14 protein-coding genes are annotated in these 17,569 nt (G+C 56.6%); 11 read left to right on the top strand and 3 right to left on the bottom strand.

The genetic code is table 11. The annotated features are described in order from the left end of the window. Nucleotides 1-14: 14 nt before the first annotated feature. The 5 genes from ABLQ08_RS08425 to ABLQ08_RS08445 all read left to right on the top strand — a co-directional run bounded on the left by ABLQ08_RS08425 (nt 15) and on the right by ABLQ08_RS08445 (nt 3,351). A complete protein-coding gene (locus tag ABLQ08_RS08425; RefSeq protein WP_352940717.1) occupies nt 15-527 on the top strand; it encodes a GNAT family N-acetyltransferase in 513 nt (170 codons plus the stop codon). Between the two features lie 26 nt (nt 528-553). Further along, entirely contained in the window at nt 554-1,402 is an 849-nt protein-coding gene (locus ABLQ08_RS08430; protein WP_352940718.1) for a 23S rRNA (adenine(2030)-N(6))-methyltransferase RlmJ, read from the top strand. Between the two features lie 96 nt (nt 1,403-1,498). Further along, entirely contained in the window at nt 1,499-1,948 is a 450-nt protein-coding gene (locus ABLQ08_RS08435) for a cytoplasmic protein (protein WP_352940719.1), read from the top strand. A 24-nt stretch (nt 1,949-1,972) separates the two neighbouring features. Next, on the top strand, nt 1,973-2,629 hold the full coding sequence (locus ABLQ08_RS08440; RefSeq protein ID WP_352940720.1) for a ribonuclease T2 family protein: 657 nt from the start codon (nt 1,973-1,975) through the stop codon (nt 2,627-2,629). Between the two features lie 71 nt (nt 2,630-2,700). Beyond that, entirely contained in the window at nt 2,701-3,351 is a 651-nt protein-coding gene (locus tag ABLQ08_RS08445) for a glutathione S-transferase family protein (RefSeq protein WP_352940721.1), read from the top strand. 73 nt (nt 3,352-3,424) lie between these two features. Here the strand turns inward: ABLQ08_RS08445 and ABLQ08_RS08450 are convergent, their stop codons facing one another. The 3 genes from ABLQ08_RS08450 to ABLQ08_RS08460 form a co-directional block, all read right to left on the bottom strand. After that, entirely contained in the window at nt 3,425-6,604 is a 3,180-nt protein-coding gene (locus ABLQ08_RS08450; RefSeq protein ID WP_352940722.1) for an efflux RND transporter permease subunit, read from the bottom strand. Nucleotides 6,605-6,648: 44 nt separating this feature from the next. Beyond that, entirely contained in the window at nt 6,649-8,148 is a 1,500-nt protein-coding gene (locus tag ABLQ08_RS08455) for an efflux RND transporter periplasmic adaptor subunit (RefSeq protein WP_352940723.1), read from the bottom strand. A gap of 184 nt (nt 8,149-8,332) precedes the next feature. Further along, entirely contained in the window at nt 8,333-9,001 is a 669-nt protein-coding gene (locus ABLQ08_RS08460; RefSeq protein WP_352940724.1) for an outer membrane protein, read from the bottom strand. 373 nt (nt 9,002-9,374) lie between these two features. Here ABLQ08_RS08460 and ABLQ08_RS08465 point away from each other — a divergent pair, with 373 nt between their 5' ends. The 6 genes from ABLQ08_RS08465 to ABLQ08_RS08490 all read left to right on the top strand — a co-directional run bounded on the left by ABLQ08_RS08465 (nt 9,375) and on the right by ABLQ08_RS08490 (nt 17,569). Continuing rightward, nucleotides 9,375-10,388 carry a calcium/sodium antiporter gene (locus ABLQ08_RS08465; protein ID WP_352940726.1) on the top strand — a complete coding sequence of 338 codons (1,014 nt, stop codon included), beginning with the start codon at nt 9,375-9,377 and terminating at the stop codon, nt 10,386-10,388. Nucleotides 10,389-10,464: 76 nt separating this feature from the next. Beyond that, on the top strand, nt 10,465-12,444 hold the full coding sequence (gene uvrC / locus ABLQ08_RS08470; RefSeq protein WP_352940728.1) for an excinuclease ABC subunit UvrC: 1,980 nt from the start codon (nt 10,465-10,467) through the stop codon (nt 12,442-12,444). Between the two features lie 57 nt (nt 12,445-12,501). Continuing rightward, on the top strand, nt 12,502-14,061 hold the full coding sequence (locus ABLQ08_RS08475) for a tetratricopeptide repeat-containing sulfotransferase family protein (RefSeq protein ID WP_352940730.1): 1,560 nt from the start codon (nt 12,502-12,504) through the stop codon (nt 14,059-14,061). A gap of 108 nt (nt 14,062-14,169) precedes the next feature. Beyond that, nucleotides 14,170-15,273, top strand: coding sequence for an endonuclease/exonuclease/phosphatase family protein (locus ABLQ08_RS08480; protein ID WP_352940732.1), 1,104 nt, complete (start codon nt 14,170-14,172; stop codon nt 15,271-15,273). A gap of 99 nt (nt 15,274-15,372) precedes the next feature. Further along, complete coding sequence (locus ABLQ08_RS08485; protein WP_352940733.1) at nt 15,373-15,951, top strand: thymidine kinase; 579 nt, start codon at nt 15,373-15,375, stop codon at nt 15,949-15,951. Between the two features lie 508 nt (nt 15,952-16,459). Then, nucleotides 16,460-17,569: an efflux RND transporter periplasmic adaptor subunit gene (locus tag ABLQ08_RS08490; RefSeq protein ID WP_352940735.1), complete on the top strand. Its 1,110-nt coding sequence runs from the start codon at nt 16,460-16,462 to the stop codon at nt 17,567-17,569.

A 17,569-nucleotide genomic window follows, 5' to 3' on the forward strand; every position in this document is an offset into this window, starting at 1 on the left:
TCCGAGGTGCATTCATGAGATCCGAAACAGCCGTCGCCCCAAAGATCCGCCCCTTTGAGCCAGGCGACCTGAGCGCGCTGCTTGCAATGAACAATGCCGCTGTTCCAGCCGTAAGTGAAGCGACCGCGGAAAAGCTGCTTGACCTCATCAATGCGGCTCTGGTCTGCCTTGTCGCCGAAAGGAATGGCACCGCGGTCGGCTTCCTTTTGTGCCTTTCGGAAGGCATTGAATACGATAGCCCCAACTATCACTGGCTGAGCGAGCGGTATTCAAAGTTCGCTTACACTGACCGCATTTGCGTCGATGAGTCCGCCCGAGGCCAGAAGATCGGCGATGCAATGTATGGCGCGCTGTTCAACAAGATGGCAGGATCCGGTCGTACATTCCTGTGCGAAGTCAACGAACGCCCGCCCAATCCGGGCTCCTTGCGGTTTCACAACAGGCTTGGATTTGAAGAGATCGGAAAGGCCGATAACGGAAAAGTTGCCGTCATTTACATGCAACGAGACCCGAAGCCGGCCGACTGACATAGCCCCAACCAGGAACAGGTTTCATGAATTACCGGCATGCTTATCACGCAGGCAACATTGGCGACGTCTTGAAGCATGCTGTGCTGGCACGGCTGATCCTTTATTTCCAACGCAAGGAAAAGGGCTTCCGGATCATCGATACTCATGCCGGGATCGGCCGCTACGATCTGAGTTCCGAAGAAACCCAGAAGACCGGTGAATGGCAACAGGGCATCGGAAAGATCCTGAGCGCGGACATACCTTCTCCGGTTGCAGATCTTCTTGCCCCTTGGCTCGGTGTGATCCGGGACTTGAACCCCGATGGAAATCTGAAATTCTATCCTGGTTCTCCCGATCTATCCCGTCATCTCATGCGCAAGAACGATCGGCTCACCCTGACAGAGCTTCATCCGGCCGATTTCAAGACATTGTCCGAGTTGTTTTCCGGAGATTATCAGGTCAAGACCATTCATCTTGACGGCTGGCTGGCTCTTGGAAGTTTCCTGCCGCCGAAGGAAAAGCGCGGACTGGTGCTGATCGACCCCGCGTTCGAAGTCACAGACGAGTTCGACAAGATGACGGCAGCCGTCGTCAAGGGTTGGAAGAAATGGTCGGGGGGTACTTTTGCCCTCTGGTATCCCTTGAAAGATGCCAGGGCGATCCGCAAAATGCACGAAGCTTTCCGTGACGCCGGCCTGCGGGACGTGCTGGCACTTGAGCTGAACGTCGGCAAAAGCGGTCCGGATACGAAGATGCTCGGATCCGGCATGACGCTCATAAATCCTCCATACACTCTGGCCGACGAAATGCGCCGGATCCTGCCCTGGCTATGCGACATTCTCCACCAGGGACCGGGGACAAGTTGGGATGTTTCACAATTGATCAGCGAATAATGGCGAACATTGCCACTTTTGCGGCCACAGGTGCTTGACCTCGGAGCTTCGCTCCCCCATCGTTTGCCTCACAGTTTGCCATCCGGAGTTAATACCGTGCACATTGCCCGTTCCGCCCGTTTGATCCTGTCCGCACTTACAATTTGCGCGGGTATTTCCGCACCTGCATCCGCCGAGGAAAATCGAGCCTATTTCTCGTTCGGCGGAGACAAACGCTTGCCAGAGTGTACTGCAGCTTCCGTGCAAAGCGCGGTTGCCGGATCCGTGGCCAGGGCGCGCAAGGACTACTATGGTGGCCGCACGATCCTCGGCATCAATGACATTCAGGAAGTTGCGTTCAAGGTGAATGGGCTCAGCCCGCTTGCACGGCGCTATTGCAGCGGCACCGCGAACCTTTCAGATGGCAGCTATCAGTCAGTTCATTATCTGGTTGAGGAGCATGCAGGTTTTGTCGGTGTAAGCTGGAACGTCGAGGCTTGCCTGGCACCGCTCGACAAATGGCGCGTCTACGGCAGTCACTGCAGCACACTTCGTCCCCGCCGCTAAGCCGCACCCCGAGAGGACCCATCGATGGCGATTTCCAGCCACGAATGGAGGCTGTTCGCATGTCTTGTTGTCGGAATGTTTTCCTTTCCGGCGGCAGCCGATACTCCCGGCGAATTTGATTTCTACGTCCTGTCGCTTTCCTGGTCTCCAACCTATTGCAACCAGGAAGGCAGCAACGCCAGCCCGCACCAGTGTGAAGTTCGCGACCCGTTTCGCTTCATTGTTCACGGCCTGTGGCCCCAATACGAGCGCGGATATCCTGCAAGTTGTCAGGGCGTCCCGCAAAGGATCGACCGGCAGATTGCCGTTGGCATGGAAGACATCATGCCCAGCCACGGGCTCGTTTTCCATCAGTGGCGCAAACACGGCACGTGTTCTGGACTTGAACCTGAAGACTATTTCGACCTCACCCGGGCCGCATTCAACAAAATCACCATTCCGGTCGCTTTCGAAACTCTCGACAAGCGGGGCAAGGCTTCGCCCGAGACCGTTGAAAAGGCGTTCCGCCTTGCCAACCCTGGTCTGAAGCCTGACGGCATGGCCGTCACCTGTTCCAGGGGAGAGTTCGAAGAAATCCGGATCTGTCTGACGAAGGACCTCGAGTTTCGAGCCTGTGAAGGTGTCGACCGGTCCGGATGTCGTCAGGACAGCATGTTCGTCCCACCGCCCCGCTCCAGGTAGGGTCTTGCCAATCGACAGCCTCGAACTCCTGTTATCAGACAGGGTCAACACCTCGTTCCAGGAACCAGATCATGATGAAACTTCGCTCGTCTCCACCATCGCCGTTCGGCCGCAAAGTGAAACTTGCCATGGCAATTCTTGGTCTGAAAGACCGAATTGCCGTTGAAGACGCCAACACGGCCGATCCCGCCGACAGCTTGCGCAACCAGAACCCGCTCGGAAAGATACCGGCGCTGATCCTGGAAAACGGAGAAGTCCTCTACGACAGTGCGGTCATTCTCGAATACCTCGATTTTCTTGCAGGCGGCGGCAAAATTCTTCCGGCAGGCGAAGCTCGATTTACAGTCCTGCGCGATCAGACCCTTGCCGATGGCATCATGGACGCGGCAATTCTTCGCGTTTACGAGAAGCGTTTCAAGGATCCGAAGTTCCGCGACCCGGACTGGGACGCCTATCAGGCTGCGAAGATGGAACGTGGCCTAGCATATTTTGAAGAAAACACACCGGCCGCCCCTTCGTCCTCCAGCGATGTTGATGCAGGTACGCTGACCCTGGCTTGCGCCCTTGGCTATCTGGACATGCGGTTTGGCGACGACTGGCGTCAGACACATCCCAAGCTTGTTGCCTGGCTTGACGCATTTGAAGCGGCCGTACCGGCCTTTGCGGACACCCGGCAACCTTCAGCTCCGGTTCCGGCCGACGCCAACGTTCCGCTGCGCTGAACAAAGTCCCGGTTGCGATCTTCGACAAAACCGTTCCAAAAAACGATACGAAAGCCGCACCTTTGTGCGGCTTTTACGTATGCCCGCCTGAAAGGGAACGGCGTCCACGGATCTTCAGCAAACGCCGCCCGCTGGCAATTGACTGACCGAAGTCTTTTTGCACTGCCAGAAGCGCCGGAACCAAAAGGATCACCAGAAACAGACCGACTCCCAGTCCGTAGGACAGGGTTATGACCGTCGGCTTCAGGAACTGCGCCTGACGACTGGTTTCGAACAGAAGCGGCGCCAGACCGAAAACGGTGGTTGCCGTGGTGAGCACGACTGCCCGCAAGCGGTCGCAGACACCGTTGATCAGCGCCTGGCGGAAGGGATGATCTCTTGCGTATTCATCGATGGTCGTCACCAGAACGATGCTGTCGTTGATGATGATCCCGGACATGCCGATAAACCCGACAACGGAGAACATCGACAGCGGCACCCCATGCAGGTAGTGCCCCCACAACATCCCGATTGAGCCGAACGGAATGATGATCATGATCATCAGCGGCCGTGTCCAGGATTCAAAGATCCAGCACAAAGTCAGATAGATACCCGCCAGACAAAGCGCGAACCCGATCATCGCATCGGACAGGAATGACTTTTCCTGCTCTGCAAGCCCGCTCAATTCGCTCTCGACATCGAAATCGGCGGCAAGCTGCGGCAACAACTCATCAATCAGGATCGAAGTCACCCGCGCGGCTGCTTCGGGATTGTCTTCAGAGACATCGCCTGTAACCTGCAGCGTGCGCAAGCCGTCACTTCTGCGCACAGATGCGAACCCGTAAGTGCTGTCGACATCGACAATCTCACTCAAGGAAACGTAGGTTCCCGAATTCGTGCGCACTCGCGTTGTGTAAAGGAACGCCGAATCCGTCTCCTCGTCCGGCATCAGTACCTTAACCTTGGTCGTGCGGCGGCCCACCGGGAACTCGGCAACTTCAATGCCCTCCAGCCTGTTGCGGAGGATGCGGGCCACATCATCGGTGGTAAAACCAAGCGCTTCACCGCGCGGTGTAAGCGTCAGGTTCAGCTCCGGTTTGTCGTAGGAAAGCGTGTCCTCGAGTGCACTGACCCCTTCCATCGGAGCCAGTGCCTGCTTGAGAAATTCCGCCGCCGCCTTCAGATTTTCCGTCGAGTTGCCATAAAGCCTGACATCGATGGCATCGCCTCCGGGACCGGAATGTTCGCCGCGCAGGGCAAGTGTTTCCAGCAAGGGTGGCCGATTGATTTCGTCCTGCCAGTCCCTGATGAACTGGAAAGCCGAGTAGGGTCTCAGATCCGGATCGAGCAGCTCGATCGAGATGCCGCCAAGCTGATCGACATCCTTCGTGTCCGCACCGCTGAGCCCCCTTCCCGCCGTCGCCCCGACCGTGGACAGCGCAAACAGGACCGGTTCCGACCCGTATTCTTGCGCATAGCGCTGATTGACCGCGTCGAGCGCACGCTCCATTTCGGCGATCATCGACTTTGTGTCTTCCCGCTCTGCGCCCGGCATCATGGCAATGCTTGCCGAAACGACAGCCCGCTCGGGTGCATTGAAGAAACGCCAGCGCACGCTGCCATCGAAAAACAGCGTCAGCGACAGCAACAGAACCATGACCCCGAAGCCGAGCACCGGATAACGCATCCTGATCACCCAGCCGATGAACCGCCGGAACAATGTTTCGCGGAACCACACGAACCCTCTGTTGAACAGCCGGTTCGGCAGGTCGTACCAACGCTGTTTCTTGCTGGCTGCCAGGGCGTGGTTCATATGCGCGGGAAGGATGAGGAAGGACTCCACCAGGCTCGCAATCAGCACCACGGCGACTGTGAACGGAATGTCCGCGATCAGGTTGCCAAAACGTCCACCGATGGCAATCAGTCCCACGAAGGCGATCAGCGTGGTGATGGATGCGCTGAAAACAGGTGCGGTCATGCGCCGCGCCGCAAGGCTTGCCGCTTCCGCAGGCGAATAACCGCGCCGATGAAGGAAGTCCGCGTGCTCGCCCACCACAATGGCATCGTCAACAACGATCCCGAGGCAGATAATCAGTGCAAAGACAGACACCATGTTCAGGGTCAGGCCGAAGGCGTACATGAGCGCAACGGTTGCCGCCATGGCGACCGGAATACCAGCGGCAACCCAGAAAGCGGTGCGCGAAGACAGGAACAGAAACAGGAAGGCAAGCACCAGTCCCAGGCCGAACAAACCGTTTTCGATCAGAATATTCATCCGGTCGATGATGTTTTGCGACCGGGTACGCGTTAGCTGGACTTCCACGCCTTCGGGAAGCGTTTCCTGAAATTCCGCGGTGATCCTTTCAACCGACCTCTGAATGGAAATCGTGTCACCCTGAGCGCTGCGGTCGACCCTGAGGACTACAGCCGGCATGCCCTTGTGGTAATAGGCACGCCCGCTTTCGACACCTTCCGTAACGATGTCCGCCACAGAGCGAAGCTGAAGCTTTTCCCCCTGGCTTGGCGCCTTAAGCACGATCTCGCCGAGTTCGTGTTCCGTCCGCCTGGTCTGGCCGGTTCGCAGACGGGCTCCTCCACCACTGACGTCGCCGGCCGGCGTCGTTTCCATTTCAGCCGAAACCACATCCGCAACTTCACGAAGGGTCAGATCGTGCCGGACCAGCATGCTTTCGCCGACATTGATCCGGATGACCGGGTCGCCAAGCCCCTGAATACTGACACGGGTAATTCCCTGGCGGAATAAAATGGTCTGCAGATCTTCGGCAAAACGCGCAAGCTGGTCGATATCGACCGGACCATATATGACGACGTCGGTTACCCGGTCGCGATAGACGCCGCGACTGACGACCGGTTCCTCGATCCCTTCCGGCAGACTCGATCGGGCCTGATCGACGGCGGCCTTGACCTCGTCCGTCGCCTGCCCCATGTCCCAGCCGTCTTCGAACTCCAGATTGATCCTGACGCTACCCTCCCGGGCTATCGACGTTGCCTCGTCGACACCGTTGACGGCCAGCAATTGAGGGCCAAGGATTTCGACAACGGACTTGTCCAGATCCTCCGGCCCCGCGCCGGGCCAGGAAATTCTGACATCCACTTCCTCGCGAACGAAATCGGGAAAGAACTGCGTTCTGATTTGAGTGCTGGCAGCAATTCCAGCAAGCAGCATGAGTGCGAGCAGCAGATTGGCCGCCGTCCGGTGACGCACCATGTAGTCCAGGAACGACGCAAATCGCGGTCCGCCAGGAGAACGCATGTCAGGACACTCCAATCATGGTGAGGCGAAACATCATGGCAAGTTCAGCCGCTTTGCCCGCGCCGTTGCTCCAACCGGTCGACCAGCTCCTTCGGGACCATCGGCTTGCTCAGGAGAGCCAGCAACCTGGCTTTCCGGTTCTCGGGCATATTGGAACTGTTGAGCTGCTCGATCAGGGCTGCCCGGCGTTCCGGTTCAAGCGCTACCAGATCACCAGGAGGCGCCGTATCCTCGGCATTCGGCGCCTGCGCCGTCAACGGAGCCTCGGCCTCCGTCTCATCGGTTTTGCGCGGATTGACCTTCAGCCCTGTTCCCAATTGTGGTAGGCGCTCGCGCACATAACTGGACCCGAACGGCACGTCGGCAACGACCACTTCGTTCCCCATGCGGCGCAAGACCCTGCTTCGGACCTCCCGGATCCTGTTGTTCTCGTCAACAAGCAGCAAACGGCCATCTTCGGTGATTGCGGAGGCCGGTAGCAGCGCGATCTGAGTCAGCTCCGGTTCTTCCACTTCCACCTGGACAAAATCACCCGGTCGCAGAACAGTCCCGGGCGCAAGCTCAAGTGTTGCAAACAAGGCCCTGCCAGCTTCGCCCTCCGAAACAACGGCTGCGGCCCGGTCAATATTGCCCGGAACTTCGACCGACCTGGCCCCCAGCTGCAATGTCACGGTCACCGGTGCCTTGATCAGATTGCCACTGGCGTCCAGAAGACGGGAGAACTCGCTTGTTGAAAGGGAAAATTTCACTTCTAGTGCAGAGGGATCGATCAAAAGAGCCAAAGTCTCTGAAGGATTGACCCGCCGTCCGAGCGTGGCATCGACCTGAGACAGATACCCTTCGAAAGGCGCCGTCAGGGTTGTCTCGTCAAGAACACGCTGCGCATCCTCAAGCGCAAGGTGTGCACGCTGTACGGTCAGGTCCATGCGCTCGATGCGTTTTCTGGCGGTGATGACCGACTGCAGGCGGTTGCTGAGCGCCTGCTCGAGAGAGGCGACTGCAAGTTCTTCGGTCTCCACCTGAACCGCAGTCGAATAGCCCTTGTCCTTCAGCTGGGTCTGGCGCTCCAGGGCCTGGCGGCGCAGATCCAGTTGGCGCCGAGCTGCCTCGAGCTCCTGCTCGGCCCCGACGATTGCCTCTTCGGCTTCCGCCTTCTGTGCTTCAGCGTCGGCAAGTGCCGCCTCCGCATCGAGGTACTGAAATTCTGCATTGGCGGGGTCGATGCGCAGGAGCAGTTCACCCTTTGCAACCGCCGCGCCGTCCCGGAACTTGCTCGCGACATCGACAAGGCGCCCTTCGGAACTGGCCCTGAGCTGCAGCGTGCGCCAGCTTTCTATCTGACCGTACGCGGTGGTGACCGGAGAAACGGTTGCCGGCGTCAACTCGGCGACATTTACCGAGTAGCTGCGTTCGCGGGCAGGTCTGTGCCGGACCGTCTCTTCCGCAGTCATCGCCTCATACAGACGCAGGGCGCCAAAGCCGGCAAACCCGAACATGATTGCCATCAATGCCAGACCGATCAGTCCGCGCATCAAAAATCGCATCCACCTCTCCACCAAAAAATTCCGTGCCCATCGCTCTGCAGGCACGGACACTCTCTTAGCATTTAACGCCAAGACCATGTTTTACCATGGTTGTACGGCAAAAATCCGAAAAGGTTGTAACCACTTGTAACAAAAAACCCGGCGCTTTTGGCACCGGGTCATTTGGGTCAGGAATGTACTCGGCCTAGAACTTGTAGCCGACGCCCAGACGAAGGGTCGAGTTGCTGAAATCCGAACTCACGCCTCTGCCGTTCAGGTTGAAATCCTGGCTGCCGAAGTCCTGATACACGTATTCAAGACGGGTGGTCACGTTGTTGGTAACCAGGGCTTCCGCACCTGCACCAGCCGTCCAGCCCAGGGCTGTCTTGCTGTCGCTGGCACCATTGCCCGAGACTTCAAGGTCGGCAAGCGCCAGACCACCGGCACCGTAGACCATGTAACGGTCGAAGCTGTAGCCGATCTTACCCCGGATATTGGAGTTCCAGTTCGACTTGGACTGCAGGTTCAATCCGCCGTTGGTCCGAGATTCTTCCAGGTCGGTCAGGCTGAAGTCAGCCTCGGCGCCCACGATCACGTTGGGGGTAACCTGAAAGTTATAGCCTGTGTAAAGACCACCCGACACGCCGCTGGTGCTGGTACCAAGACCAACGCCGCCGCTGCTGTTGTCGAAATTGCCGAATGCCCAGCCGACGTTACCGCCGACGTAAATACCAGACCAGTCAATACTTTGCTGCGGGGCAGGTACTGCCTCGTAGGCCGGAGCGGGGGCTTGCGGCAGATCCGCCGCCCAAACCGGCGCGGTTCCAGCCGTAGTGGCAGTCAATGCCAGGCCAGCAATTGCAAGACGTTTCATGAAATGTACTCCAGATCCACATAACCCTAACTGAGATGGCCAATGTCAAATTGACCAATAGAGCAGGACGGGGTTGTCACATCCTCACTCTCCCCACGGCGGAGATATGGAGACTGTTTGTGGCGGATCAGGATTGAGAATTAGGAGTTTTGGTGACGAAACACGGCAACAATCTGTCAGGATGAACATGACGTTAAGGCATTTGCATTTTGCAATGCCGCTCTGCGCAAAGTTCAACGCTTTCAATCGCAAAGATCCTTGTGCACGGCTTTCCCCGCACCAATCTATTGCGTATAAGGCGCCAACATGATTTGCGCGCCCTCTCCCGAAGCTGCGCTCGCTGACCGAATTTGACCCGAACCGGAACTCATAAATGCTGTTTGACTACATAAGCCTCGCAGGCGGATTGGTTGTGCTGATTATTGCCGGCGATGTCTTGGTCAGAGGCTCGGTCGGTATCGCACAGCGGTTGGGTATTCCCAATTTGGTCATCGGCCTGACAATTGTCGCATTCGGCACATCTGCACCCGAGCTGGTCATTTCCCTGAAGGCTGCTCTGGAAAACGCCGGCGGCATCGCAATCGGCAACGTTGTGGGTTCGAACATTGCCAATGTCCTCCTGGTACTTGGCCTGCCTGCGCTCATTGCAGCAACGCCCTGTGGAGAAACCGGCGCGACGCGCAATGCAATTTTCATGGTGGCTGTCACCATCATCTTCATCGCATTCAGCTTTTTCTCTCCGATAGGCTTCTTTGCCGGGGTGGTTCTGCTGGCGCTGCTCGGCGTTTTTCTTGCCGCGTCTACCATCACCGCCCGCAAGCACCGCAAGGAGCAGAAGAAAATCGCCGCGGCCTCTGCCGGCGCAGCTGTTGCTGATGCTGAAATCGAGGAAGAAGACGAGCTGGACGATGTCGATGATGTCCCCGATTCCGTCTGGGTAGCGCTCATCTATATCGTTCTCGGCCTCGTCGGATTGCCCCTGGGGGCTCATTTCACCATTACCGGCGCGACGTCCATTGCCATGGCCTGGGGCGTCAGCCAGGCCGTCATCGGCCTGACGATCATTGCCCTTGGGACTTCCTTGCCGGAACTTGCGACCACCGTGATGGCTGCCATCAGACAGCATGGAGCAGTCGCAATCGGCAACGTCATTGGCTCCAATATTTTCAATCTGCTCGCAATCATCGGCATCACCGCCGTCGTGGTTCCGATCGATGTGCCGGCAGAAGTGCTGAAGTTCGATGTCTGGGTGATGCTTGCCTGCGCTATACTGCTCACGGTCCTGGCTGCATGCCGCATCTGCCTCGGCAAGATATCGGGCCTCGTGATGACCGTCGCTTACGGCGCGTACATTGCGACAGTCTATATGCTTGGCTACGCTGGCTGACCACGCATGGCTCACATGCCTTGCTGAATATGAACCACCTCTTTTCCTGAAGCCTCTCACGGCTTAAATGTCAGGCATGCAGGACACTTCTGATTCTCATAATTCGGCCGAACCCGCCACGGCAGACGAATCCGTTCCTCCGAGAAAGGGGGTCGATGTCATTGCCGACGAGGTGAAACGTCTGCCCAACGGACCGGGCGTCTACCGGATGCTGGATGAAAACGGTGAGGTCCTGTACGTCGGCAAGGCCCGCAGCCTGAAGAAACGGGTCACCAGTTACACCCGGCTTCAAGGTCAGTCCAACCGGATCATGCGCATGATCCTGTCAACGGCCGCGATGGAATTTGTCGTCACCAAGACCGAGCCGGAAGCCCTGCTGCTGGAAGCCAACCTCATCAAGAGGCTTCGCCCGCGCTTCAACGTTCTCCTCAGGGACGACAAGTCCTTCCCATATATTCTGGTCACCGGTGATCACGAAGCACCAGCGATCGTCAAACATCGCGGTGCGCGAAAGCGCAAAGGCGAGTATTTCGGACCGTTCGCGTCCGCCGGCGCAGTCGACCGGACCATCAATGCCCTGCAGAAAGCCTTCCTGATCCGCACCTGTTCGGACAGCTATTACGAAAACCGGTCTCGCCCCTGCCTTCAATACCAGATCAAGCGCTGCGCGGGCCCTTGCACTCGTGAAATCGAGCCTGAGGACTATGCCGGCCTCGTTTCGGAGGCCAAGGCCTTCCTGTCCGGTCGGAGCCAGTTGATCAAGAAACAGCTTGCAGAGCAGATGGAAGCGGCATCAGCTGATCTGGAATTCGAACGGGCCGCCATCTATCGGGACCGGCTGTCCGCCCTGTCTCACGTTCAGGCGCATCAGGGGATCAATCCACAATCCGTGCAGGAAGCCGACGTGTTTGCAATCCACCAGGAAGGTGGCCAGACCTGCGTGCAGGTGTTTTTCTTCCGCACCGGCCAGAACTGGGGCAATCGCGCTTACTTCCCGAAGGCGGACAAATCCTTTGAGGAAGCCGATATCCTGGAAAGCTTTCTGGCGCAGTTCTACGACGACAAACCGGCGCCAAAACAGATCCTTCTCTCACATGATCTCGCAGAACGTGAGCTGCTGTCGGAAGCCTTGAGCGAACGGACCGGCCGCAAGGTTGAGGTTACGGCGCCAAAGAGAGGCGAAAAGAAGGAGCTGGTCGACCACGCATTGACCAATGCGCGCGAAGCTTTGGGCCGCCGCCTTGCGGAAACATCCAGTCAGGCACGCCTCATGAAGGGTGTCGCCGAGGCCTTTGATCTTGCAGCAACGCCGCAGCGGATCGAGGTCTACGACAACTCGCATATCATGGGCACAAACGCGGTCGGCGGCTTGATTGTTGCCGGTATGGAGGGTTTCGCCAAAGGCCAATACCGCAAATTCAACATCAAGTCCGAGGACCTCGTCCCGGGTGACGACTACGGCATGATGCGTGAAGTTCTCACCAGAAGGTTCTCCCGCCTTTTGAAAGAGCACCCCCGATCCAACGAAAAACAGAGCCCGGGGGAAGCCCTGCCGGACGACAACAACAGTCCCGAAGAAGAAGTTGCACCTTCTGCATCTGAAATGCCTGCCTGGCCTGACCTCGTCTTGATCGATGGCGGACAGGGGCAGCTCACGGCCGCACGTGAAACGCTCGAGGAACTTGGCATAACCGATGTCCCGCTCATAGGTATCGCGAAGGGGCCGGATCGCGATGCCGGCCGCGAGAAGTTCTTCATCACGGGCAAGCAATCCTTCATGCTTCCGGAACGAGATCCCGTTCTCTATTTCGTTCAGCGCCTGCGCGACGAAGCCCACCGGTTTGCCATCGGCAGTCATCGCGCCCGCCGCAAGAAGGACATCGTCAAAAACCCGCTCGACGAGATCGCAGGTATCGGTCCGACCCGAAAGAAGGCGCTCCTGCGCCATTTTGGAACCGCGAAAGCGGTCTCGAAAGCCGGTGTCGACGACCTTGCATCTGTCCCCGGCATTTCAGAAGCTATAGCCAAGCTCGTCTATGATCATTTTCATGAGTAAAGATCTGAAAAAACAGTCCCGGAACTGACATCTGCCCTCCCCGGTCCAGGAGCCGTCATGTTTTCAAATCCATTGGAAGCCGCGCTTAAGAGCATTGAAGACCGTGACTACGGAACCGCGCTTGAGATCCTGCTGGATCTCAATCAGGCAAATCCTCGCGACCCGCAGGTAAATTATTGGCTTGGCATTGTCTTTCTGACGCATGGACAAACTGCCGAGGCGATCAACTATCTTCAGGCAGCGAGCAAATTCGCAAAGAAGGAAGCGGCGGTTTTCGCGACACTTGCCGACGCTCTCAATCTCGGCAACCGCCCGGAGGACGCGCTTCCCCACGCGCGCAAAGCTGTTGCGTTGAACAAGAACTCGGAATTCGCCCATCGCACGCTCGGCGAGACTTATGCAAGGCTTCGCAGACCCGTCATGGCCGAGCACGCGTTCACCAACGCCATCAGCCTCAATGAGTCTTCGGCAATTTCTCACCTAGCGCTGTCAAGATTCAAGGTTTCGCTTGGAGACCAGGAAGGCGCTGCGCATCATTTTGCACGGGCATTTGAACTGGCGCCCGATGAACCTTCCGTTCTGATCAGCGCCAGAGATCAGAACGATTCCGAAGTCAGGCAAAAGGTTCTCAAGCGCATCGAAGCCGTTCTTGCCGATTCCAACGTGTTTCTATCGAAGCCCGACCGAGCCAGGCTTGCATTCACTGCCGGCAAGATTTGTGATGATGCCGGAGATGTCCCCAAGGCGTTTCACTATCTTGAGAAACATCGCAGCGACTATTACGGCGGCTATGATCCCGACGGGCAAGAACGCTATTTCGAGTCCTATGAAAGGACGTTCACCCGGCAGTTTTTTGAAGAGCGTCAAGACTTTGCGCTGTCGAGCGACAAGCCGGTTTTCGTGTTCGGAATGCCCAGATCCGGAACAAGCCTGGTGGAAGCAATTCTCTCCGCACATCCAATGGTTTCTGGAGCAGGAGAGCTCCCGTTCATGGAAGAGCGCATCAGTGATCTGACGAACGGATCTACAGAACCGGAAAGCTATTTCAATGCCGCGATGAGCCTGGACAAAAAAAACGCGCAGCGGATCGGCAGAAAGTATCTGTCTGTGCTGGATGGATTTGGCAAAAAGAACGCTCGGGTTGTCGACAAACTCCCGCAAAACTTTGAACATCTCTGGCTATTGGCGCTCTTGTTTCCCAAAGCCCATTTTTGCCATGTCCGGCGCAATCCGACCGACAATTGTGTTTCCATTTACATGACGCCGCTTGCCAGCCGGCATACCTACAACGAAACGCAGGAAACGCTGGGACATTATTACGGCCAGTATCTGCGGCTCATGCGTCATTGGGCATGCGTTTTGCCAATAGACATCCGGACCCAATCCTACGAAGACCTTGTCTCCTCTCCCGATCAAAATCGCAGGAAACTGGTTGAGCACATCGGGCTTCCATGGGACGACGCCTGCGCTCATCACGAGAAAAATGACGCGCAGGTCTTCACCTTCAGCATGGCGCAAGTCAGAAAGCCCATCTACACCGGCTCGGTAAACCGGTCCGAAAAATATGTCGATCATATCAGGCCACTGCGCAAGGCTCTCGGTGACATCGAAAGCTGAAGACGTCTGCCGTTTACCGAATTTTGCGAAAACGGAAAAAGTTTCAGTCCTCTAGCGACCAGTGTGATATGGCTGCAACGTTCCTCCCCCTTTCAATCGACCTGCTCCATGTCTTCATCCGATAACCGTTCTCGTCGTCCCTTGCATGTCACGCTCTATTCATTCGTCTGCTGGTGCGGCTGTTTCGGAGCATTGCTGGCGGGCATTCTCGGCTTGTCGGCGTTCGTCGCACCTGATTACTGGTTCACGGACAATATGAGCTTTTTTCTTCGGCAGTTTCTCGCCGGAGCCCTGGCAGGATGCATTGCAGGTGCATCAGGCTTGTGGATCCGGCACAGACTGCCTTTTCTGTACAAGATGGTCTTTGGTCTTGCGGTGATCGTCCTGCTGACACTCGCCGGAATGACCGGAGCGAGAACCCTGGCAAACACCGCTCCTGTTGCCGCATCGTCAGACGAAGCACGTCCGATCAAGGTCGTTTCCATCAACATCGAGCATCTGTTTTTGGGAGACAAAGTTCTTCAGAAGTTTCTGGCAAGCGAAAACCCGGACATCATCGTGGTTCAGGAGGCGCTTTGGTGGCTTCAGGAGCGGCGTTGGCAGCGACTCAAGAAGGACGAAGACAGATCAAGTCTGTACAGTTTTCCCGAACATCGGATTGTCGGCAGACTGGGAGGACTCGTTGTCTTTTCCCGCTTTCCCGTGCTTGAGGAGACTTCGATCACGATAAATGCAGAGTTTCCCGATGGTGCTCATGTTTATTACGATCCTGACCGAGAGCTTCTGTCCCTCACACTGGATACAGGAGAAAGTCCGCTTCGTTTGCTGTCGGTCCACCCGGACAGCCCGCGCACCAGGACCCGATGGTTTGCCAAACGCCGCTACATGGACGAAATTGACGCTACCTTGCAGAAAATCAGGAGCGAAGATCCAGGGCAGACCCTCGTGATCGGTGACTGGAACAGCGCTCCCTGGTCCGGGCGCTTCCAGCGGACACTTTCTGAGAACAATTTGAAAACCGCCTATCCAGACGGTTGGCCGCAGACCACGCGTTTCTTTTTTGACTATCGTCTGCATTGGATTTTGGGAGCACCTGTCGACCAGTTTGCCATCTCGAACGACATCCGGGTTGGCAACGTCACCCTGGGTCCTGATTTCGGCTCGGACCACCTGCCTCTCATCGTTGAAATCAATCTGCCAAAACCCCTTTAGATTGAAATATTGGCTGTGACTTCAACCCTAGAGTGTTTGAGGCGGATATCGGGATTCGAAACACTGCTGGCGTCCTGATACCGATTCCCTGACGAAAAAATGGCCAAGCTCTATTTCAACTATTCTTCGATGAACGCCGGCAAATCGACGGTTCTCCTGCAGGCCGCCTATAACTACGAAGAGCGCGGCATGAACACGCTCCTTCTTATTGCCGCGTTTGACGATCGAGGCGGTAAGGGACGGATCGCTTCCCGCATCGGGTTGGCTGCCGACGCGGATGTATTTTCATCTGAAAACGACGTGTTTGCACACGTTTCAAGGGCGCATGAAGAAAAACGCCTGGATGCCGTGCTGGTCGACGAAGCGCAGTTTCTGACCGAAACGCAGGTCTGGCAACTGGCCAAAGTCTCCGATGAATTGCGCATTCCGGTCATGTGTTTCGGACTTCGCACCGATTTCCAGGGCAAACTGTTTCCGGGGAGTGCAGCCCTTCTCGCCCTGGCCGACAACCTAAAGGAAATCAAGACGATTTGCTGGTGCGGTCGCAAGGCAACCATGGTTGCCCGCCTCGACGGTGAAGGCCAGATTGTCGAAGAGGGTGATCAGGTCGTAATCGGCGGTAACGAAACATACGTTTCGCTGTGCCGAAAGCACTGGTCCCATAGACAGCTAAGCTAGTACGCGTTCAGCAATTCACCTTCCGTCTCTAATGTCGCCTTTAGCGTATCCTCGGCACCTCGTCCGGACCGTTGCCCCTTGATCTGATGTTCACTCGCATCGCGTTTTGATCTGCCGCGATAACAGCGCCCGTCGACTTTCGACATCTGTTCTTCAGGCGACCTTCGGCGTGCCAAGACGTCGGCTATTTCTTCTCTACTTTCTCCACTGCCCCCCTCCTCAAAAAGCAAGCATTGCCTGCACGGGCTCTAGCGCGCGTGCGCTTGCGCCCCATGGAACCGGCTCCCTGGCTTTTCCAAATCAACAATTTGGCTGAAAACCGCATTCCACTCTTTTGTCGGTAACGACGTTCAGTTTCCGCGAACGCCCAGCATTGGCTGGTTGTTGCAAATCTGTGTCCTTGAAATTGTCGTCAACAATGCTCTTGAACTTTTTTAATTACGATCGTATTTAAAACTCAATTCGAGGGCCATTTGTCGCCCTGACATTCAAAAACAGAGAGCAAACGATGAATATTCTGCGCTGGATGGCGATCCTGATCGTGATTTGCGGAGTGATCGGCGGTCTCGGGTATTACAAATATGTCGAAATCAGCAACGGCATTGCCGAGGCGGCGAACTACCCCGAACATTCCGAGGCAACGGAAGCAACAGTCTCAAGCTTTGTCCTTCACACGCCTGAGACGTCCGTAATCGGCGAAGTTGTTGCACCGGAGTGGGTCACGCTTCGAAGTCAAAAGGCAGGCAAAATCGCCAAGCTGGGGTTCCAGCCTGGTGAGGACGTCACAAATGGACAGCTCCTGGTTCAACTGGACGTTTCTGAAGAAACCGCACGTCTGAAAGGTGCCAAGGCCGACGCCGAACTTGCACGCATCAGCCTGGAGAGGGCAGAGAAACTGGGTAAGTCCGGTAGCATCAGCCAAAGCCGTATCGACACTTTGCAAGCCAATCTCGACACCGCGCTTGCGAATGTGGGGATCATTGAAAGTACCATTGATCAGAAAACCATCAGAGCTCCATTCGCCGGTAAATCGAATGCGGGAAACCTGGTTGTCGGGCAGTACATCAACATTGACGAGACCCTCGCGGAAATCGTGAGTGATAAACCGACCTTGTGGATCGACTTCCGCTTGCCTCAGACCCACCACGACCTTCCGATTGGCACGGAAATCTCAGTTGCCTTGAAGGGAAAGGCACCCGTTGCCGGAACTCTGATTTCCCGAGATGGCAGCGTCTCGAGTGAAAACCGGACAAGACTGCATCGAGCTCAGATAAGAACCAGTGATCTGACAGCCCCTCATGGGGCCTTTGTGGTGGTGAAAGTACCGGCCTCCGAGCAGCGCCAACTCGTCAAACTGCCAGTGTCTGCCTTGCGCTCCGACGCCTATGGTCAATTTGTCTACTCGATCGAACAGGCAGAACAGGAAGGGACCTACCGAGCGAAAAGACATGATGTCGATGATGTCACTTTCCTGGCCGACCAGGTGTTGATTGGAACAGGGTTGAAAGCCGACCTGCAGATCGCCACCAACGGCTCCTTCAAGCTGTACCCCGGCATTTTGACCCGGGTTGTAGATGCGCTTCCTGCCGAGGAAGAGCCCGCGGATAACTGGAACTAG

The organism is Roseibium sp. SCP14 (genome assembly GCF_040329475.1).
Lineage (GTDB): Bacteria > Pseudomonadota > Alphaproteobacteria > Rhizobiales > Stappiaceae > Roseibium.

Coding starts and splice junctions, on each gene's coding strand:
- ABLQ08_RS08425 (WP_352940717.1), top strand. CDS start 15: ATGAGATCCGAAACAGCCGTCGCCCCAAAGATCCGCCCCTTTGAGCCA.
- ABLQ08_RS08430 (WP_352940718.1), top strand. CDS start 554: ATGAATTACCGGCATGCTTATCACGCAGGCAACATTGGCGACGTCTTG.
- ABLQ08_RS08440 (WP_352940720.1), top strand. CDS start 1,973: ATGGCGATTTCCAGCCACGAATGGAGGCTGTTCGCATGTCTTGTTGTC.
- ABLQ08_RS08445 (WP_352940721.1), top strand. CDS start 2,701: ATGATGAAACTTCGCTCGTCTCCACCATCGCCGTTCGGCCGCAAAGTG.
- ABLQ08_RS08450 (WP_352940722.1), bottom strand. CDS start 6,604: ATGCGTTCTCCTGGCGGACCGCGATTTGCGTCGTTCCTGGACTACATG.
- ABLQ08_RS08455 (WP_352940723.1), bottom strand. CDS start 8,148: ATGCGATTTTTGATGCGCGGACTGATCGGTCTGGCATTGATGGCAATC.
- ABLQ08_RS08460 (WP_352940724.1), bottom strand. CDS start 9,001: ATGAAACGTCTTGCAATTGCTGGCCTGGCATTGACTGCCACTACGGCT.
- ABLQ08_RS08465 (WP_352940726.1), top strand. CDS start 9,375: ATGCTGTTTGACTACATAAGCCTCGCAGGCGGATTGGTTGTGCTGATT.
- uvrC (WP_352940728.1), top strand. CDS start 10,465: ATGCAGGACACTTCTGATTCTCATAATTCGGCCGAACCCGCCACGGCA.
- ABLQ08_RS08475 (WP_352940730.1), top strand. CDS start 12,502: ATGTTTTCAAATCCATTGGAAGCCGCGCTTAAGAGCATTGAAGACCGT.
- ABLQ08_RS08480 (WP_352940732.1), top strand. CDS start 14,170: ATGTCTTCATCCGATAACCGTTCTCGTCGTCCCTTGCATGTCACGCTC.
- ABLQ08_RS08485 (WP_352940733.1), top strand. CDS start 15,373: ATGGCCAAGCTCTATTTCAACTATTCTTCGATGAACGCCGGCAAATCG.
- ABLQ08_RS08490 (WP_352940735.1), top strand. CDS start 16,460: ATGAATATTCTGCGCTGGATGGCGATCCTGATCGTGATTTGCGGAGTG.